The organism is Mediterraneibacter faecis, from assembly GCF_055383675.1.
On sequence record NZ_AP043803.1, the window covers coordinates 2,966,280 to 2,982,078 of the forward strand.

18 protein-coding genes are annotated in these 15,799 nt (G+C 43.8%); 12 read left to right on the forward strand and 6 right to left on the reverse strand.

Features of this window, described 5'->3' with window-relative positions:
• Positions 1-136 precede the first annotated feature (136 nt).
• Positions 137-808: an AAA family ATPase gene (locus ACZ47Z_RS14050; protein ID WP_464526061.1), complete on the reverse strand. Its 672-nt coding sequence runs from the start codon at positions 806-808 to the stop codon at positions 137-139.
• Positions 809-965: 157 nt separating this feature from the next.
• On the opposite strand from ACZ47Z_RS14050, the gene ACZ47Z_RS14055 reads away from it, so the two are divergent.
• The 12 genes from ACZ47Z_RS14055 (at position 966) to ACZ47Z_RS14110 (ending at position 11,988) form a co-directional block, all read left to right on the forward strand.
• Positions 966-1,340 carry a TnpV protein gene (locus ACZ47Z_RS14055; RefSeq protein ID WP_001140406.1) on the forward strand — a complete coding sequence of 125 codons (375 nt, stop codon included), beginning with the start codon at positions 966-968 and terminating at the stop codon, positions 1,338-1,340.
• A 366-nt stretch (positions 1,341-1,706) separates the two neighbouring features.
• Positions 1,707-3,626, forward strand: a complete 1,920-nt coding sequence (gene tet(O) / locus ACZ47Z_RS14060) for a tetracycline resistance ribosomal protection protein Tet(O) (RefSeq protein ID WP_000691759.1) — start codon at positions 1,707-1,709, stop codon at positions 3,624-3,626.
• A gap of 54 nt (positions 3,627-3,680) precedes the next feature.
• On the forward strand, positions 3,681-3,851 hold the full coding sequence (locus ACZ47Z_RS14065; RefSeq protein ID WP_223213393.1) for a cysteine-rich KTR domain-containing protein: 171 nt from the start codon (positions 3,681-3,683) through the stop codon (positions 3,849-3,851).
• A gap of 489 nt (positions 3,852-4,340) precedes the next feature.
• Positions 4,341-4,850, forward strand: coding sequence for a sigma-70 family RNA polymerase sigma factor (locus ACZ47Z_RS14070; RefSeq protein ID WP_000872511.1), 510 nt, complete (start codon positions 4,341-4,343; stop codon positions 4,848-4,850).
• 94 nt (positions 4,851-4,944) lie between these two features.
• Entirely contained in the window at positions 4,945-5,370 is a 426-nt protein-coding gene (locus tag ACZ47Z_RS14075) for an RNA polymerase sigma factor (protein WP_000323896.1), read from the forward strand.
• An 83-nt stretch (positions 5,371-5,453) separates the two neighbouring features.
• Positions 5,454-5,927 (forward strand): sigma factor-like helix-turn-helix DNA-binding protein, encoded by a 474-nt coding sequence (locus ACZ47Z_RS14080; RefSeq protein ID WP_000323521.1) that lies wholly within the window; start codon positions 5,454-5,456, stop codon positions 5,925-5,927.
• Between the two features lie 153 nt (positions 5,928-6,080).
• The gene (locus tag ACZ47Z_RS14085; protein WP_001170965.1) at positions 6,081-7,112 is read left to right on the forward strand and encodes an AAA family ATPase; all 1,032 of its coding nucleotides are present in this window, start codon (positions 6,081-6,083) and stop codon (positions 7,110-7,112) included.
• A gap of 518 nt (positions 7,113-7,630) precedes the next feature.
• Positions 7,631-8,596: a MobV family relaxase gene (mobV, locus tag ACZ47Z_RS14090; RefSeq protein ID WP_001145977.1), complete on the forward strand. Its 966-nt coding sequence runs from the start codon at positions 7,631-7,633 to the stop codon at positions 8,594-8,596.
• Between the two features lie 7 nt (positions 8,597-8,603).
• Positions 8,604-9,458, forward strand: a complete 855-nt coding sequence (locus ACZ47Z_RS14095; protein ID WP_000743701.1) for a ParB/RepB/Spo0J family partition protein — start codon at positions 8,604-8,606, stop codon at positions 9,456-9,458.
• Positions 9,459-9,534: 76 nt separating this feature from the next.
• Positions 9,535-9,765 (forward strand): YdbC family protein, encoded by a 231-nt coding sequence (locus tag ACZ47Z_RS14100; RefSeq protein WP_000659121.1) that lies wholly within the window; start codon positions 9,535-9,537, stop codon positions 9,763-9,765.
• A 70-nt stretch (positions 9,766-9,835) separates the two neighbouring features.
• Positions 9,836-10,027 (forward strand): hypothetical protein, encoded by a 192-nt coding sequence (locus ACZ47Z_RS14105; protein ID WP_000503424.1) that lies wholly within the window; start codon positions 9,836-9,838, stop codon positions 10,025-10,027.
• A 53-nt stretch (positions 10,028-10,080) separates the two neighbouring features.
• Entirely contained in the window at positions 10,081-11,988 is a 1,908-nt protein-coding gene (locus tag ACZ47Z_RS14110) for a recombinase family protein (RefSeq protein ID WP_464525679.1), read from the forward strand.
• Positions 11,989-11,995: 7 nt separating this feature from the next.
• On the opposite strand, the gene ACZ47Z_RS14115 is transcribed toward ACZ47Z_RS14110, so the two are convergent.
• The 5 genes from ACZ47Z_RS14115 to ACZ47Z_RS14135 all read right to left on the reverse strand — a co-directional run bounded on the left by ACZ47Z_RS14115 (position 11,996) and on the right by ACZ47Z_RS14135 (position 15,759).
• Positions 11,996-13,006 (reverse strand): helix-turn-helix domain-containing protein, encoded by a 1,011-nt coding sequence (locus tag ACZ47Z_RS14115; protein WP_117825521.1) that lies wholly within the window; start codon positions 13,004-13,006, stop codon positions 11,996-11,998.
• Between the two features lie 149 nt (positions 13,007-13,155).
• Positions 13,156-13,344 carry a hypothetical protein gene (locus tag ACZ47Z_RS14120; protein ID WP_005342828.1) on the reverse strand — a complete coding sequence of 63 codons (189 nt, stop codon included), beginning with the start codon at positions 13,342-13,344 and terminating at the stop codon, positions 13,156-13,158.
• 349 nt (positions 13,345-13,693) lie between these two features.
• Positions 13,694-14,056 carry a pyridoxamine 5'-phosphate oxidase family protein gene (locus ACZ47Z_RS14125; RefSeq protein WP_054754375.1) on the reverse strand — a complete coding sequence of 121 codons (363 nt, stop codon included), beginning with the start codon at positions 14,054-14,056 and terminating at the stop codon, positions 13,694-13,696.
• Between the two features lie 400 nt (positions 14,057-14,456).
• Entirely contained in the window at positions 14,457-15,491 is a 1,035-nt protein-coding gene (locus tag ACZ47Z_RS14130) for an SdpI family protein (RefSeq protein WP_464525680.1), read from the reverse strand.
• Entirely contained in the window at positions 15,466-15,759 is a 294-nt protein-coding gene (locus ACZ47Z_RS14135) for an autorepressor SdpR family transcription factor (protein WP_054754373.1), read from the reverse strand. The genes ACZ47Z_RS14130 and ACZ47Z_RS14135 overlap by 26 nt, the downstream gene beginning before the upstream one ends.
• Positions 15,760-15,799 lie beyond the last annotated feature (40 nt).

Consider the following 15,799-nt stretch of genomic DNA (forward strand, 5'->3'; position numbering starts at 1 on the left):
CAGATGCCGTTACCGGCATCATCCCAAGACTCGCTATTATCTGGTTGGCTAAACCTTGGATAAACCGGAATCCCACCGGCTTGACTACACACCCTTAGCTGGGCGCACAACTGGAATTTATCGATTTCTTTATTATCTAATCTGTTAGTAATCTATCCAACAGCATCTGCCTATTATTTATAAACATTTCTGTTACCTGGTAACTCTCTGTATCCTCATATTCGCACAGATGTATGCGTCCATTATCAAAACAATAGATATCTGCATCTGGTATTCCTAACAAAATTGGCGAATGCGTAACTATAATAAACTGTGCTCCCTCTTTTGCACATCTGTATATTTGCATCAACAATGTAAGCTGTCTCTGCGGCGATAATGCAGCTTCCGGCTCGTCAAAAAGATACAAGCCATTTGGATTCATATTATTCTGTGCTAATGCAAGAAAACTCTCTCCATGTGATTTTTCATGATATTTAGCGGAAGGATGTGTAATATCTGCATATTCTTCTTCCTGCGTTGCAACATTATAAAAGCTTTCTGCCCTAAGAAAATATCCCCACTTTTCCTTCCGATAGCCTTTGGCAATTCTTATCGCATCACACAACTCTGAATGTGTATCATGCGTAGAAAAAACATAATTCTTCGTTCCACCCTCAGGATTAAAACCATGTGCTACGGCAAGTGCTTCCAATAAAGTTGATTTACCGCTGCCATTTTCCCCTACAAAAAAAGTAATTGGTTTGTTAAAATCAAGTTTTTCAATCCCCTTAAAAGCCTCGATTCTCTTTAAATAACTATCGTTATCAATTCTATTTCAATCGAATATTACCCCTTGTAAGAATTGATCATTCATCTAATCATCTTCCTGTAAAAGACACTTTCTAATCCACCAATCTTTCGTTCTAAAGATGTAGGACGGATTTTGCGGACATTCAAAATAAAAAAGAATGTGGAGGTAACAGACAATGGCAAAGACAATTTTTGAGGAAATGGGCGGCAAATACGAAAGGCAAGGCGATTATTTAATACCGTGCTTAACTGTACCCGCCGAAGAAGAACAGCCGATAGGCATCTGGGGACAGCGGCATTTGGATTATCTGAAGCATCACTGCAAAGTTACATACACCAATCTTCTTACAAGCGGCAGACTTAACGCTTACCTTGCCGACATTGACAGACAGGCACAGGAACGCTTTGAAAGGCTCATAGAGGGTATGAAACAGGCACAGGGCATAACGGAACAGCTAAAGGCAGAAAACGCCTTAGAATGGACAGGATGCCTCAATAACATAAGGGCTTGTGCGAGGGAGATTGTGGAAAAGGAAATTATTTTTGCATAAACAGATGATTAGTGGCAGGGGGAAATCCTGCCGCTTTTTCTGCTTTAGTTTGTCAGCTTGACAAATAAAGGGTTAAGGAATATAATTAGATTCAGTATTATACAAGGAGTTAATAAATATGCGGCAAGGTATTCTTAAATAAACTGTCAATTTGATAGTGGGAACAAAAAGTAGCAGTCCCGTTTCACTTTTAATATGGGGCTTAGTTTTTTGTACCCAGTTTAAGAATACTTTTATCATGTAATTTTATATGCCCGAAAACATATAAGTGTTTTGGGGCTATTGGAGTTATTTACCCAGTGATAGGAGTATTTATCACTGGGTATTTTTATGCCCTTTTTTGGGTGTTGATAGGAGGAAAATCACATGAAAATAATTAACTTAGGCATTCTGGCTCACGTTGACGCAGGAAAGACAACATTAACGGAGAGTTTATTGTATACCAGTGGTGCAATTGCAGAACCAGGGAGCGTAGATAAAGGCACAACAAGGACAGATACAATGAATTTGGAGCGTCAAAGGGGAATCACTATCCAGACAGCAGTGACATCTTTTCAGTGGGAGGATGTAAAAGTCAACATTATAGATACGCCAGGCCATATGGATTTTTTGGCGGAAGTATACCGTTCTTTATCCGTATTAGACGGAGCAGTATTATTAGTTTCTGCAAAGGATGGCATACAGGCACAGACCCGTATACTGTTTCATGCACTACAGACAATGAAGATTCCGACAATTTTTTTCATCAATAAAATTGACCAAGAGGGGATTGATTTGCCAATGGTATATCAAGAAATGAAAGCAAAGCTTTCTTCGGAAATTATAGTGAAGCAAAAGGTTGGGCAGCATCCCCATATAAATGTAACGGACAATGACGATATGGAACAGTGGGATGCGGTAATTATGGGAAACGATGAACTATTAGAGAAATATATGTCAGGGAAACCGTTTAAAATGTCAGAACTGGAACAGGAAGAAAACAGGAGATTCCAAAACGGAACGTTATTTCCCGTTTATCACGGAAGTGCTAAAAACAATCTGGGGATTCGGCAGCTTATAGAAGTGATTGCCAGTAAGTTTTATTCATCAACGCCTGAAGGTCAATCTGAACTATGCGGGCAGGTTTTTAAGATTGAATATTCAGAGAAAAGGCGGCGTTTTGTTTATGTGCGTATATATAGCGGAACATTGCATTTGAGGGATGTTATTAAAATATCTGAAAAAGAGAAAATAAAAATCACAGAGATGTGTGTTCCGACAAACGGTGAATTATATTCATCCGATACAGCCTGCTCTGGTGATATTGTAATTTTACCAAATGATGTTTTGCAGCTAAACAGTATTTTGGGGAACGAAATGCTGTTGCCGCAGAGAAAATTTATTGAAAATCCTCTCCCTATGCTCCAAACAACGATTGCAGTAAAGAAATCTGAACAGCGGGAAATATTGCTTGGGGCACTTACAGAAATTTCAGATGGCGACCCTCTTTTAAAATATTATGTGGATACTACAACGCATGAGATTATACTTTCTTTTTTGGGGAATGTGCAGATGGAAGTCATTTGTGCCATCCTTGAGGAAAAATACCATGTGGAGGCAGAAATAAAAGAGCCTACTGTTATATATATGGAAAGACCGCTTAGAAAAGCAGAATATACCATCCACATAGAAGTCCCGCCAAATCCTTTCTGGGCTTCTGTCGGGTTGTCCATAGAGCCGCTCCCTATTGGAAGCGGAGTGCAGTATGAAAGCAGAGTTTCACTTGGATATTTAAACCAATCGTTCCAAAATGCGGTTATGGAGGGGGTTCTTTATGGCTGCGAGCAGGGGCTGTATGGATGGAAAGTGACAGACTGTAAAATCTGTTTTGAATATGGATTGTATTATAGTCCTGTAAGTACCCCCGCAGACTTTCGGCTGCTTTCCCCTATCGTATTGGAGCAGGCTTTAAAAAAAGCAGGGACAGAACTATTAGAGCCATATCTCCACTTTGAAATTTATGCACCGCAGGAATATCTCTCACGGGCGTATCATGATGCCCCAAGGTATTGTGCAGATATTGTAAGTACTCAGGTAAAGAATGACGAGGTCATTCTGAAAGGAGAAATCCCTGCCAGATGTATTCAAGAATACAGGAACGATTTAACTTATTTCACAAATGGGCAGGGAGTCTGCTTGACAGAGTTAAAAGGATACCAGCCAGCTATTGGTAAATTTATTTGCCAACCCCGCCGCCCGAATAGCCGTATAGATAAGGTTCGGCATATGTTCCACAAGTTAGCTTAACAGCTTGCAAAAGTCATATAAAATGAGATTTGAAAGGATTAGAGACTAATTATGATGAAATGCGAATGGATATTGTGTCCTGTTTGTGGGAGCAAAACCCGTAATAAAATTAGGAAGGACACTGTTTTGGAGAATTATCCCCTTTATTGTCCAAAATGCAGACAAGAAAGCTTGATTAAAGTTGACAACTTGAAGATAACTGTCATCAAAGAGCCAGACGCTTAAGACGCAGAGCCGATGAAATTGTGGAACAATTCACGAATCATCGGCTCTTTTTGTTTCGTATTTGAAAGAACAAACTCACCAAATAAAAAAAACGATATTCGGGTGGGTTATTTTGTTATACCCTAAATTACCCTCTGAATTTGTTTTTAAATTTGGAGGGATTTTTTTATGTTCTTTTTTCGGGCGGTTATTCATCTGCTCATACGAAGTAAAATTTATCAATACATAGCATATCAGAGAATGGCAGGAAACCAGTTAAAAAAATTTCTGCCAGTGCAGCGGTACTTCTCACCTTGAAAGTGGAAGTACAATCTCCATACAACAGAATTTGTATTTCCCATAACCGTGAAGGTCACAGAGCCTTTGCGGTTTTTCTTTTGTCGTTTTTTGTTGGAAAGTGCCGCAGGGCTGTTTCTGGTGTGCGTTGCCGCTCCCCGCCTCTCCATCTGGATTTTTACATTTCAAAAATTCAGATTGGAGGTATTAGCGGTGAAATACGCACCAAGAAAAGTATATATCAAAGAAAGCGGCGGCTATGTGGAACTGTCCTATACGGATTTCTGCCGCCGCAGGCAAGCCGACAAGGGATATATGGACAAGCTGTTTATCCCCGTCCAAGGTTGTCTGCTTGAAGTCGTAAGGGAGCAATATGCGGACTTCTACCGTGACAGGGAGCGGTGGCGTTACCTGCAAAAATTAGATGCGAGGAACAGCCTGCTATCTCTGGACGGATTTACGGACAGCGAGGGGAATCCTCTGGACTTTATCGCTGATGAAGCGGCGGACATTGCGGAAACCGTTGTCAATGCTGTTATGGTGGACAGGCTGAAAGCCGCCCTGCCTTTGTTGTCGGATAGTGAGCAGGAGTTGATACAGGCAATCTTTTTTGACGGACTTTCCGAGCGTGAAGTCGGGGCGAGGTTAGGCATAACCCAGAGCGTTGTGAACAAACGCAAAGCCAGAATCCTAAGAAAACTAAGAAAGATAATAGAAAATTAAAATTTAAGGCGTTCAGCCCCCTTGTTTTTTCCTTTGGGAAAATGAGGGGGCTTTTCTCTGCCCTCTCAATCAATTCTGATTGGAGGAAGAAAGAATGGCATACAACCACGGACGGGAGGACAGGAAATGGCGTATCTGGAAAGAAGCGGAGGAAAAGCTGCTGCGTGAGTGCGGCGTTGATGAAGTGACCATTGAGCAGATACGCATAGCGGACAGGGCAGACTTCAATTCCAACAGGCGGTTTTACCGATGGACGAATGACGTTGCGGAATACCTTGAGGACATGGCAGACAGGGAGCGGCAAGCGGAGGTGAATACAGTTGCGGAGTTACTGGACGAGATTGAGAGCGAAAATCTCTATCAAGTATTAGTCACGGTGGACGGGCGTACCTTGAAAATCGTCCTGCTGAAAATGCAGGGGTATTCCACAAAGGAGATTGCCCCACTTGTGCATTTGACGACTGGTGCCATCTATGCGAGGTTAGACCATCTGCGGAAGAAGCTTCGGAAAATTTTGTAAGCGTCTAATACATCCCATTATTCTGCGGGCTACTGGGTGGGGAGTGGAATCTCCCCGCTTATTTTTGGCAGGAGGAAAACGGGATGGCATATAAAGCTAAGGCGTACACGCTTCGGGAGGAATCCACGGAAAGCGGTATAAGGTATTTTATCAGTTTTAAGGACGGGCAGGGGGAACACCACGAACTGGAAGTATCCGAGCAGTTATTCTTTGAATTTCGGCAGATGGAACGCAGGAACAGGAATCTTCTCCAATGGGACGAGCGGCACAGGGAGTTTTCGGAAGTATGGGACGAAACGCTGAACAGGCGGGCGTTAAAGCTGCCTAAGAGCATTGAGGAACAAATGATTGAAGCAGAACGGGCGGAACTGCTCTGTAAGGCGGTTGACAGACTGCCAGAGATACAAAGGCGACGTTTCCTGCTCTACTACGAGTATGAGTTCAATTTTTACCAAATCGCCGCTATGGAGCATTGCACCGCTTCTGCAATACAGAAATCCGTTGCTGTTGCAAAGAAGAAAGTAAAAGCGGAAATGAGGAAATATCTCCAACCATGACCGACACCGCCCGAAAAAGAAATCTGTTTTTTATTTGTGTGGGATTGGCGGTATTACATACTCTCACTTTTTTCGTGGGAGTAAATCTATTTTTAAGGAGGTCAACGCCTATGTGCAACAAAAACAAGATAACTGCCCGAAAGGAGGAAACCCATGCAGAAGTTACAGACAGTCAACGCCGAAACGCTCCTTTATGAGCCGCTTGAGAAGCCGTCCTTTGTGGTGGACAGCCTTATCCCCACAGGCTTGTCGCTGTTCTGCGGCTCACAGAAGATAGGCAAGAGCTGGCTCATGCTGAAGCTGTGCTTATGCGTGTCGCAGGGAATCCCCTTATGGGACATGACGACAATGGAGGGCGATGTGCTTTACCTCTGCCTTGAGGACACGTTCTGCCGCATACAGGACAGGCTGTTCCGTTTGACGGACGAAGCGAGCGGGCGGCTTCATTTTGCCGTGGCAAGCTGCAAGCTGTCAGACGGTCTTATCGTGCAGCTTGAGGATTATCTGAAAGACTATCCAGACAGCAGGCTCATTGTCATTGATACCTTGCAGAAAGTCCGTACAGCTTCAAAAGACAACGCCTATGCAAGCGACTATGGGGACATCTCCCTAATCAAAGATTTTGCCGACAGGCACTCTCTGGCGGTCATTGTCGTACACCACATCCGAAAGCAGAATGACAGCGATGTGTTCAACAAGGTGTCTGGGACGACAGGCTTAACGGGGAGTGCGGACGCTACCTTTGTTCTGGAAAAGGAGAAACGGGCATCTGACACCGCCAAGCTGTATGTAACGGGCAGGGACACGCCCTATCAGGAATACACGCTCCGTTTCCGTGATTGCAGTTGGGAACTTGTGGAGAGGAAAACGCAGGAGCAGCTTGCGAAAGAAACGATACCAGATGTCCTTTTTCGGTTGGTGGATTTTATGAGGGATAAGGAAGAATGGGCAGGCACGGCAACGGAGCTGTTAGCCGCTATGGGGGAAACGGAAACCATACCCACGGTGATTACGAAATGGCTGAATGAATATCACACCACATTTTTAAGCGAGAACCGTATCTGCTACCAGTACAGCCGCAGGAAAGACGGCAGGCAGATTGCCCTTGCAAGGAGGGCGGGTGACAGCGGTGACGGCGGTGACAGCGATATTGGGATACCCCCTGTTACTGTCATTGACGCTTAAAGCCATGTAAAGTTGGCGGCTCTGCCCTGCGGGTGACAGCGGTGACGGCAGTGACAGTGATTTTAGGATACCCTGCCGCTGTCATCCCTACGGGAGAACACCCCGCAAACGCAAAATGCAGGCGTGGGATTCACCCGCCCTTTTCGGGCGTGTAAAATCACCCCTGCGGTCAGAAAAATCTCTCCGATTTTTCCGACTGCGTTTACAGGGTGTAACACACTACACTTTGCCCTGCAAAGAGCCGTGTGCCAGACGTTCCCTCTGGACTCCCTTATGGCAGGTCTTACGCCCTGCTATCCTACGCCTTGCGGCTTCGGATAAAAGAACGGCGGCATGACGGTTACAGCTCTTGCGAGGGAGTATCCCAAAAACACCGTCACCATCGTCATGACCGTCATGCAGGGGATAAGGGTGACAGTTACGGCAATCGGCAGGGGGCATCCCAAAACTGCCGTCACCACCGTCACCGCTGTCACCCAAAGGGCAGTTACCCGCCGAAGAAAGGAAGATGATGGATTATGCCCTATGCAATCCTGCGTTTCCAGAAACGCAAAGCGGGCGGCGTTGCGGCTTGCGAACGCCACAACGAGCGGAAGAAAGAAGCCTACAAAAGCAACCCAGATATCGACATGGAACGCTCTAAAAATAACTATCATCTTGTCGCACCGCCAAAGTACACCTATAAGAAAGAGATTAACCGAAAGGTAGCCGAAGCAGGGTGCAGGACAAGGAAAGACAGCGTGATGATGGTGGAAACGCTCATCACGGCTTCACCAGAATTTATGAACCAGTTACCGCCCGAAGAACAGAAAGCGTATTTTACGATGGCTCTGGATTTCATTTCGGAGCGTGTCGGGGAGCAGAATATCCTCTCCGCAGTCGTCCACATGGACGAGAGAACGCCCCATATGCACCTCTGCTTTGTGCCGATTACACCAGACAATAAGCTGTCCGCCAAAACAATTTTAGGCAATCAAAAGAGCCTGTCGGAGTGGCAGACCGCCTACCATGAGCGGATGTCCTCACGTTGGAATCAGCTTGAGAGAGGTCAATCTTCGATGGAAACCAAGCGGAAACACGTCCCCACATGGCTCTATAAGTTGGGCGGCAGGCTTGATAAGCAGTATGGGGAAATCGTGTCTGCCCTGTCCGACATCAACGCCTTTAACGCAGGGAAAAAGCGTGACAAGGCTCTGGAACTGGTTGCCGCATGGCTGCCCGAAGTGGAGAAATTCTCTAAGGAAATCGGCAGACAGCAGGCGTATATCGACAGCTTAAAGGAGCAAATCGGGCAGGAAGCCGACTATGCAGGGCGTATGCGTGATGAAAAGTACGAGCAGGAATTAAAGGTGCAGAAAGCCAACCAGAGGATATTTGAATTGCAGAGAACCAACGAGCAGATGGGGCGGCTGCTCTCAAAGATACCGCCAGAAGTGTTGGAAGAATTACAGAGAACAGGCAGAAACAAATCAAGAGAAAGGTAAAAAGTGAATGAAGAAACAGGATTTTAAGGTGTTAAAGACCAAAGATTTATACCCGTTTCCCGACAATCCGTTTCATGTTGTGGAGGATGAAACGCTGTCAGAGTTAGCGGAAAGCATCAAGGAATTTGGCATTGTCACGCCGATAATCACACGCCCGAAAGAGGACGGGAACGGTTATGAAGTGATTGCGGGGCAGCGGCGTGTCCGTGCGTCCGAACTTGCAGGTATAAATACCGTGCCTGCATTTGTCCTGCCCTTAGACCGTGACCGAGCCATCATCACCCTTGTAGACAGTAATTTACAGCGTGAAAATATCCTGCCATCGGAGCGGGCGTTTGCCTACAGGATGAAATCCGAAGCCATGAAGCGGCAGGGTTTCCGCACAGACTTAACCTCGTCACAAGTTGTGACGAAGTTGCGGACGGACGACAAAGTGGCACAGGGCTTCGGCGTGGGCAGGATGACCGTCCAGCGTTTTATCCGCCTGACGGAACTGATACCGCCGATTTTGCAGATGGTGGACGAGGGGAAAATCGCCCTCACACCTGCGGTGGAACTGTCCTTTTTGAAGAAAGACGAGCAGGAAAATCTCTTTGCCACGATGGAGAGCGAAGAAGCAACGCCCTCACTCTCACAGGCACAGCGGATGAAAAGCATGAGCCAGAGCGGGCAGCTTGACATGGATATGATATTTTCCATTATGACGGAGGAAAAGGGAAACCAGAAAGAAACCTTGAAAATCAACACAAGCAAACTGAAAAAATACTTTCCGAAGGACACAACGCCGAAGCAGATGGAGGAAACCATCATCCGACTTCTGGAACGTGAGTTGCAGAGAAAACGGAGCAGGGACAGCCGCTAACCTTCTTTTTTCGGGAAGTAAATGCAGGAATTTGGAACAGAAGAAAGACAGAATTTTAAGGAGAATGAGGTAAGGAATGAAAGAAATCCAGTATGAGATTGTAAAGGAAATCGCCGTATTGTCTGCGAGTGACAGCGGCTACACAAAGGAAATCAATCTTATTTCATGGAACGGGAGAGAGCCGAAATATGACATCCGCAGCTTTTCCCCGAACCGTGAGAAGTGCGGAAAGGGTATCACGTTGAACGCTGATGAAGCAGCGGCACTCCTTGAAGCATTACAGAAAGAAGTAAACAGCGGGGATTGATGGTATCTGATTGACAGGGCGGGGCGTTTCCAGACGTTCTCCTGCCCTGTCTGGAAAGGAAGATTTAAGTATGGGCGAGGATAGGAAAACAACTGGAAGAAGAAAGCGTATTGTGCCAAAAGGGCAAGTACAAATGATTATCAGTCGAGAATATATCGGCACACAGACCGTTGCAGAAGCGTTTGTCCCGATTATCTCCGAGGATATTCGGAAGAAGATTGCCGAGGGCGACACCTTCGACAATGAGGGGCTGTCCGCTTAGAATGTACGCAATGGAACATGAAAACGTTAGGACAGATATGGAGGTTTTACAGTATGGCAGGAATAAGAACGGAGAACAAGATTTATGAAGTCGGCATTTACTGCCGCTTATCAAAGGACGATGGCACGGATAACGAGAGTGCGAGCATTGCGACACAAAAATCCATCCTCACGGATTATGTGAAAAGGCAGGGATGGCATTTAGCAAAAACGTATGTTGACGATGGCTACTCTGGAACAAATTTCCAAAGACCAAGTTTCCAGAATATGATTAAGGACATTGAAAACGGGCTGATAAACTGCGTGATTACAAAAGATTTATCCCGTCTGGGGAGGAACTATCTTGATTGTGGGTTATATCTGGAAGTCTTTTTCCCAGAGCATAACGTGAGGTATATAGCGGTCAATGACGGCGTGGACACCTTAAACAAATCCGCTATGGACATCACGCCTTTCCGCAACATCCTAAACGAAATGTATTCTGCCGATGTGTCAGTCAAGATAAAATCGGCGTACCGTGCGAGGTTTCAGCAGGGGAAATTCATGGGAACAACAGCCCCTTATGGCTATGTCAAAGACCCTGCCGACCACAACCATCTGCTGATAGATGACAAAGTTGCCCATGTGGTAAGGGAGATATTCGACCTTGCGTTAGCGGGCAACGGCATCGCCAAAATCCGCAAGCACATCAACAAACAGCATATCCTACGCCCTGCCGCTTATGCGGTGGAGCAAGGGGCAACAGGCTATGAGCGGTACTTTGAGGATAACGAGGAAAACCGTTATATTTGGAGCGAGAACAGCGTGAGGGGCATTTTAAGAAGCCCGATATATGCGGGCAACCTTGCAGGCTACAAGCGGATTGCAGCCAACATGAAAAGCAAGAAACGCCCCTCTAAGCTGCCCGAAGAATGGGAAGTGATACCAGACACCCATGAGGGGATAGTCACGCAGGAGGAATTTGACACCGTACAGCAGCTTATGACGAGCCGCAGGCGGGAGCAGAACGCAGGGGGATTTGAGAATATCTTTTCGGGCGTTATCAAGTGTGCGGACTGCGGCTATGCGATGCGGGCGGCGAGTGCCAACAGGAGGAAACGCCCCGACATCATCGACTGCGTACAATACACCTGCAATAATTATGGCAGATATGGCAATGTTATGTGTACCGCACACAGCATTGAAGCGAGGGACTTATTCAATGCCGTCCTTGCCGACATCAACCGCTTTGCGGATATGGCGGTCAATGATGAAAAGGCGGTCAGAGCCATAGAAAGGCGGCTCACGGAAACAGACCAGAGCAGGGCGAAATCATTAGAGAAAGAAAAGAAGAAGCTGAACAAACGCCTTGCGGAGCTTGACAGGCTGTTTTCCTCTCTCTATGAGGACAAGGTAATGGAGCGTATCACGGAGCGGAATTTTGAGATGATGTCGGGGAAATACCAGAAAGAGCAGCTTGAAATTGAAGCACGGCTGAAAGAGGTAACGGAAACGCTCAATGACAGCTATGAGAAATCGCAGGGCGTGAGGGACTTTCTATCCCTAATCCGCAACTATCAGGGGCTGAAAGAGTTGGACGCAACCATCATAAACGCACTCATAGACAAGATACTTGTTTCGGAACGTGAGAAACTTGCGGACGGGACAGTAAGGCAGGAAATCAAGATTTACTATAAATTCATCGGCTTTGTCGGTGAATTACATATCACACCCACAAAGCGGTGGACGGCGTTAAAGCCTAAAAATTGTACGGTGTGCGGTGTTGAATACGTCCCCAGCTCTGGAATATCAAAGTATTGTCCCGCTTGTGCTAAGAGGATACAGAGGGAGAAATCAAACGAGAGCAAACGCAGGAGTAGGGAGAGGAACCGAAGGGCATGTATTGAACTGTCCGCAAAAAATGACCGACTGAACTCGGTCAACCGGAATTTCTGGATGCGTATAATATGCGAAAAAACTTAACTCCATCTTAAATATAGTGCTGAGTTTCACTGCCATTCTTTAACACCATTTTCACCACACCAAGCAATGCTGCAAACAAAACACCAGCAACCGGCCATACAATCCATGTAATATCCCAGCTCATCGTCCAGAAGCTCCATGCAAGGTAAATCGCTGTAGTCAAGCACCAATATACACCAGAAAACGTGTCAGTCTTTTTCTTAAACAGTTTTTCTTCTTTTGTATATTCGCCTTCCTGAAGAAGGGTATCGTAACTGCTTTTTACCATCCCAACACGAACCAACAGATTCACTCCTATTGCAAGTATGAATAGCAGCAATCCAACGGAAAGGCCGCAACAATAGTCAGACGTTTCCATGGATCCGGCAATAATTGTCGGAATCACTGCCAGTATACAGAGCACTACCCCAACAGCTGTTCCTCTGATAAAAATCGGTTCATAGGAATCTTTTTTTTCTCGTACTATTCCAGATACACCATACTCTGTTTCAAAGCATTCTTTTTCAAAATGTTCCATATGTGATTCTCGCATTCCATATGTAATAAACAAAAAGACGGCTGCCGCAACCATTCCAAGCAAAAAAACACATCCAAATACTGTTGCCAGAGATTCCGAAACATGAAATACGCCATCTTCTGCCATTGTCACAAGAACAATCAATAATATTGGACTTGAGATACACATACTTGTTGCGTTTGCCACTACTTTGGATCCATTTCTTTTCATGTCAAGAAATTCATTTGCATTCTCCATAGTTACTTTTTTCAACGGTTCTGCATAGCTTTCAGTACTTTCGTGATAGGTGATATTTTCTGCTTTCATTTTATCTTTTAATAGGTAATCTGTACTAACACAAAATAGCTCCGACATCTGTAAAATTCTTTGCAAATCTGGAACAGCTCCTGCACTTTCCCACTTAGATACTGCCTGTCTGGATACGCCCAACTGATTGGCTAGTTCTTCCTGTGACCATCCATTCTTTTTTCTTTCCTCTGTAATCTTATCAGCTAAAATCATTTTTTTCTCCTTTTGCAGATTTTATGAGCTCAATATAACAGTTTTGCTGTTTGCATTCCACCATTTCAGGCTGTAAATCTGTCAACCAGCAGTTGCAAATCACAAAAGGACTCGATGAATTCCGATTTTCCAACAATACAAGCAGAAAATTATTTATCATCTGTATTGTTTTCCTTTTTCTTATGAGTCGAACCCAAGCAAAGAAATGAAGAACCAAGACATAACCATACTATAGCCATAGAACTTTCATTTCCACTCGTAAAACCAATAGCTGACGCTATGAAAAACAGAACTGATGCAATGTAAAATAAGATTGATTTGTTTATCCCTTTTTTCATAAATAAGAATCTCCTCCAAATTCCGATTGTTACATTGGCGAATGAATCCACATGTATCCCAAAATCAAGACACTAAGCACTATTACAAGCAGCAATGCTATACCAATTGCTTTGTGCTTTCGCTTAAAAGCGATAAAACTTCCCACACCCATTACTATGTATGCGAGAAGCAATAACATCGTAAAACTCATATGACCTCCTTAAATTCAGATTCCTCAGTTTCAAGAACTGGAAGTTGTCTATTATCTGATACAAGCTTTGGCAGTATAGGATTCAACGTCAATCTTAACCACATTTACTGCACTTGCCATCTTATCGTCGATCTCATGTTCTTCACCAGTCTGTACTTTCATAAGAACACCAAGCGCTTTACATTTTCTTTTATGTCTTCAATGATCATTGCTTTACCTCGACACATGACGCTCCCATACTCTGCTCCATATTTGCAAGGTATATCCGCTGTAATAAGAGATTCACCTCTATCAATTTCTACAAATACATTCCTGTTTTCTTTGAGGCACTCCAGCTTGTGTCCTTTTTTCGCACAATGCACATAAAATGTCAGCTTTCCCTTTTCCATTTGGTAGCCATAATGCAATGGTACAATATAAGGGAATTCACCGTCAAACATTCCTAAATGCATATATCTTGCTGACGCAATAATTGTCTCGATTTTATCAATGTCGGTAATCTCTCTATCTTTCCTTCGCATAGTTTTTTACTTCCTTCAAATTCCGATTGAGATTTCACCTGTTTTAAGAAATTTAATAACTGTTATATTTTGTTATTAAATTCTCCGCAAACCATTGAAAACACTGGATTTGTCGCAGGTGAGCTTTCCCTTATTGTTTCCCTTGTGTTATATCGTCCCACCAGTGTTTACGAACTCTGATAAGGGAAAATACAAGGGCACAAGAGGTCCGGTGGACCTTTGCTCTGTGCCGACCGAAGCGGCAGCGGAGACCAAAAAAATTATATAAAACAGTATAACACAAAATAAAAGTGACATGGTGAACTGATTGAAATGCTTCTGATTTTTGTAGCAAATAATTGATTGAACGATAAGGAAATAAGAAACGCTGAGAATAATTTCTTCTCAGCGTTTCCGACAACTATTTTCTTTCCTTTGACACCTTCTCACTTATTCTCTGATAGATTTCCTTTGTCTCTGCGTCATTTTCCCCATTTACAACTAATATTTTTCCATCTATGTTCATGACAACATATGAATGGCAGGAGGCATGAGTGTAGCGGATATAATCTCCGAAGATATCGTTTTTGAAGTTTCCCATAGCATACTTCAGGTTTCCAAGACCATTAGTTCTGTAACCATTATCGTTCTGCAATACATTTTCTTCATAAGAAATGCTGTCAATTTGCGAATACTCCCCTGTATAATCATTCCATCCTTTTGCTTCAATGTTAAAATCACGATCATTACAACGAATCTGAATGCTTCCACAAAACAAAGTCCATATAGTAAACACAATAGTGGAAATTGCGATGATCAGATATATCACACTTTTTTTTGTATTATACTGAATTTTTAATCCTTCTCCTGTTGCCAGCTTTTTCTTATAAAAAAGGTAGGAGTAGAGAATGCTAATGATTGCAGCTGCCATAATGCTTATAATATACACAACCAGTGCAGCCATGCTTTCCCCAAAAAGTCCACAAAGCATACATAAAATACCTGATGCCATCCATAATTTGCCGCTGAATCTATGTGTTGCATTCCAGTTTTCTTCATCCATTAAAGACCATACAACTCTTATTCCTATGGTATTATTCTGTTTCACTTTTGGCAAATAATTTCCAATAACCATAAACAGCAGTCCAGTTCCATAGTAAATTACTGCCATAAACAGATTTTCCATATCTGCACCCATATTGACCAGTCTTGCAATACCATTATAGAGTAATGTTATAATTGGTATAATCCACATCGTCATTCCTATAATCTTGCGGCTCTGCTGTCTGTTCCGGTTATCATAAAATATTATTGCCACCAGCGCACAATCCGTCACTACAAAAAACACATTTGCCCACATGCTCTGTGAACTAGTGAATCCTACTAAAACCCCGATGAGCATTACCAGAACAGAACAAATTAATGAACCTCTATATTTTTTTATCATTTCCTTCATCGTCCGATACTCCTTTCAGATCTATAATCCACAACATGACATCTTCCAATACGGAAGTGTTTAATTCATAATAAATAAATTTTCCCTCTCTTTTATTTCGGATTAAATCAGCCTCCTTCAATATTGCCAGATGTCTGGATATAGAAGCTCCCGTTACTGAAAAATGTTCACATATCTCTCCAGCAGAAAGCCGTCCATTCTTCAATAAATTTAAAATCTCACGTCGTATTGGATCTGCCAGTGCTTTTAATGTATCTTGTATACCCAAGAATTCATCACGCTCCTCGTTTAACATTTAACCTAATTGT

What these genes read in the sequence shown, in the direction of transcription:
- ACZ47Z_RS14130 (WP_464525680.1), bottom strand. Translation starts at nt 15,491, where the DNA reads ATGAAGGAAATGATAAAAAAATATAGAGGTTCATTAATTTGTTCTGTT.
- ACZ47Z_RS14120 (WP_005342828.1), bottom strand. Translation starts at nt 13,344, where the DNA reads ATGAAAAAAGGGATAAACAAATCAATCTTATTTTACATTGCATCAGTT.
- ACZ47Z_RS14095 (WP_000743701.1), top strand. Translation starts at nt 8,604, where the DNA reads ATGAAGAAACAGGATTTTAAGGTGTTAAAGACCAAAGATTTATACCCG.
- ACZ47Z_RS14125 (WP_054754375.1), bottom strand. Translation starts at nt 14,056, where the DNA reads ATGCGAAGGAAAGATAGAGAGATTACCGACATTGATAAAATCGAGACA.
- ACZ47Z_RS14055 (WP_001140406.1), top strand. Translation starts at nt 966, where the DNA reads ATGGCAAAGACAATTTTTGAGGAAATGGGCGGCAAATACGAAAGGCAA.
- ACZ47Z_RS14085 (WP_001170965.1), top strand. Translation starts at nt 6,081, where the DNA reads ATGCAGAAGTTACAGACAGTCAACGCCGAAACGCTCCTTTATGAGCCG.
- ACZ47Z_RS14105 (WP_000503424.1), top strand. Translation starts at nt 9,836, where the DNA reads ATGGGCGAGGATAGGAAAACAACTGGAAGAAGAAAGCGTATTGTGCCA.
- ACZ47Z_RS14075 (WP_000323896.1), top strand. Translation starts at nt 4,945, where the DNA reads ATGGCATACAACCACGGACGGGAGGACAGGAAATGGCGTATCTGGAAA.
- ACZ47Z_RS14115 (WP_117825521.1), bottom strand. Translation starts at nt 13,006, where the DNA reads ATGATTTTAGCTGATAAGATTACAGAGGAAAGAAAAAAGAATGGATGG.
- mobV (WP_001145977.1), top strand. Translation starts at nt 7,631, where the DNA reads ATGCCCTATGCAATCCTGCGTTTCCAGAAACGCAAAGCGGGCGGCGTT.
- ACZ47Z_RS14100 (WP_000659121.1), top strand. Translation starts at nt 9,535, where the DNA reads ATGAAAGAAATCCAGTATGAGATTGTAAAGGAAATCGCCGTATTGTCT.
- ACZ47Z_RS14110 (WP_464525679.1), top strand. Translation starts at nt 10,081, where the DNA reads ATGGCAGGAATAAGAACGGAGAACAAGATTTATGAAGTCGGCATTTAC.
- ACZ47Z_RS14065 (WP_223213393.1), top strand. Translation starts at nt 3,681, where the DNA reads ATGAAATGCGAATGGATATTGTGTCCTGTTTGTGGGAGCAAAACCCGT.
- ACZ47Z_RS14080 (WP_000323521.1), top strand. Translation starts at nt 5,454, where the DNA reads ATGGCATATAAAGCTAAGGCGTACACGCTTCGGGAGGAATCCACGGAA.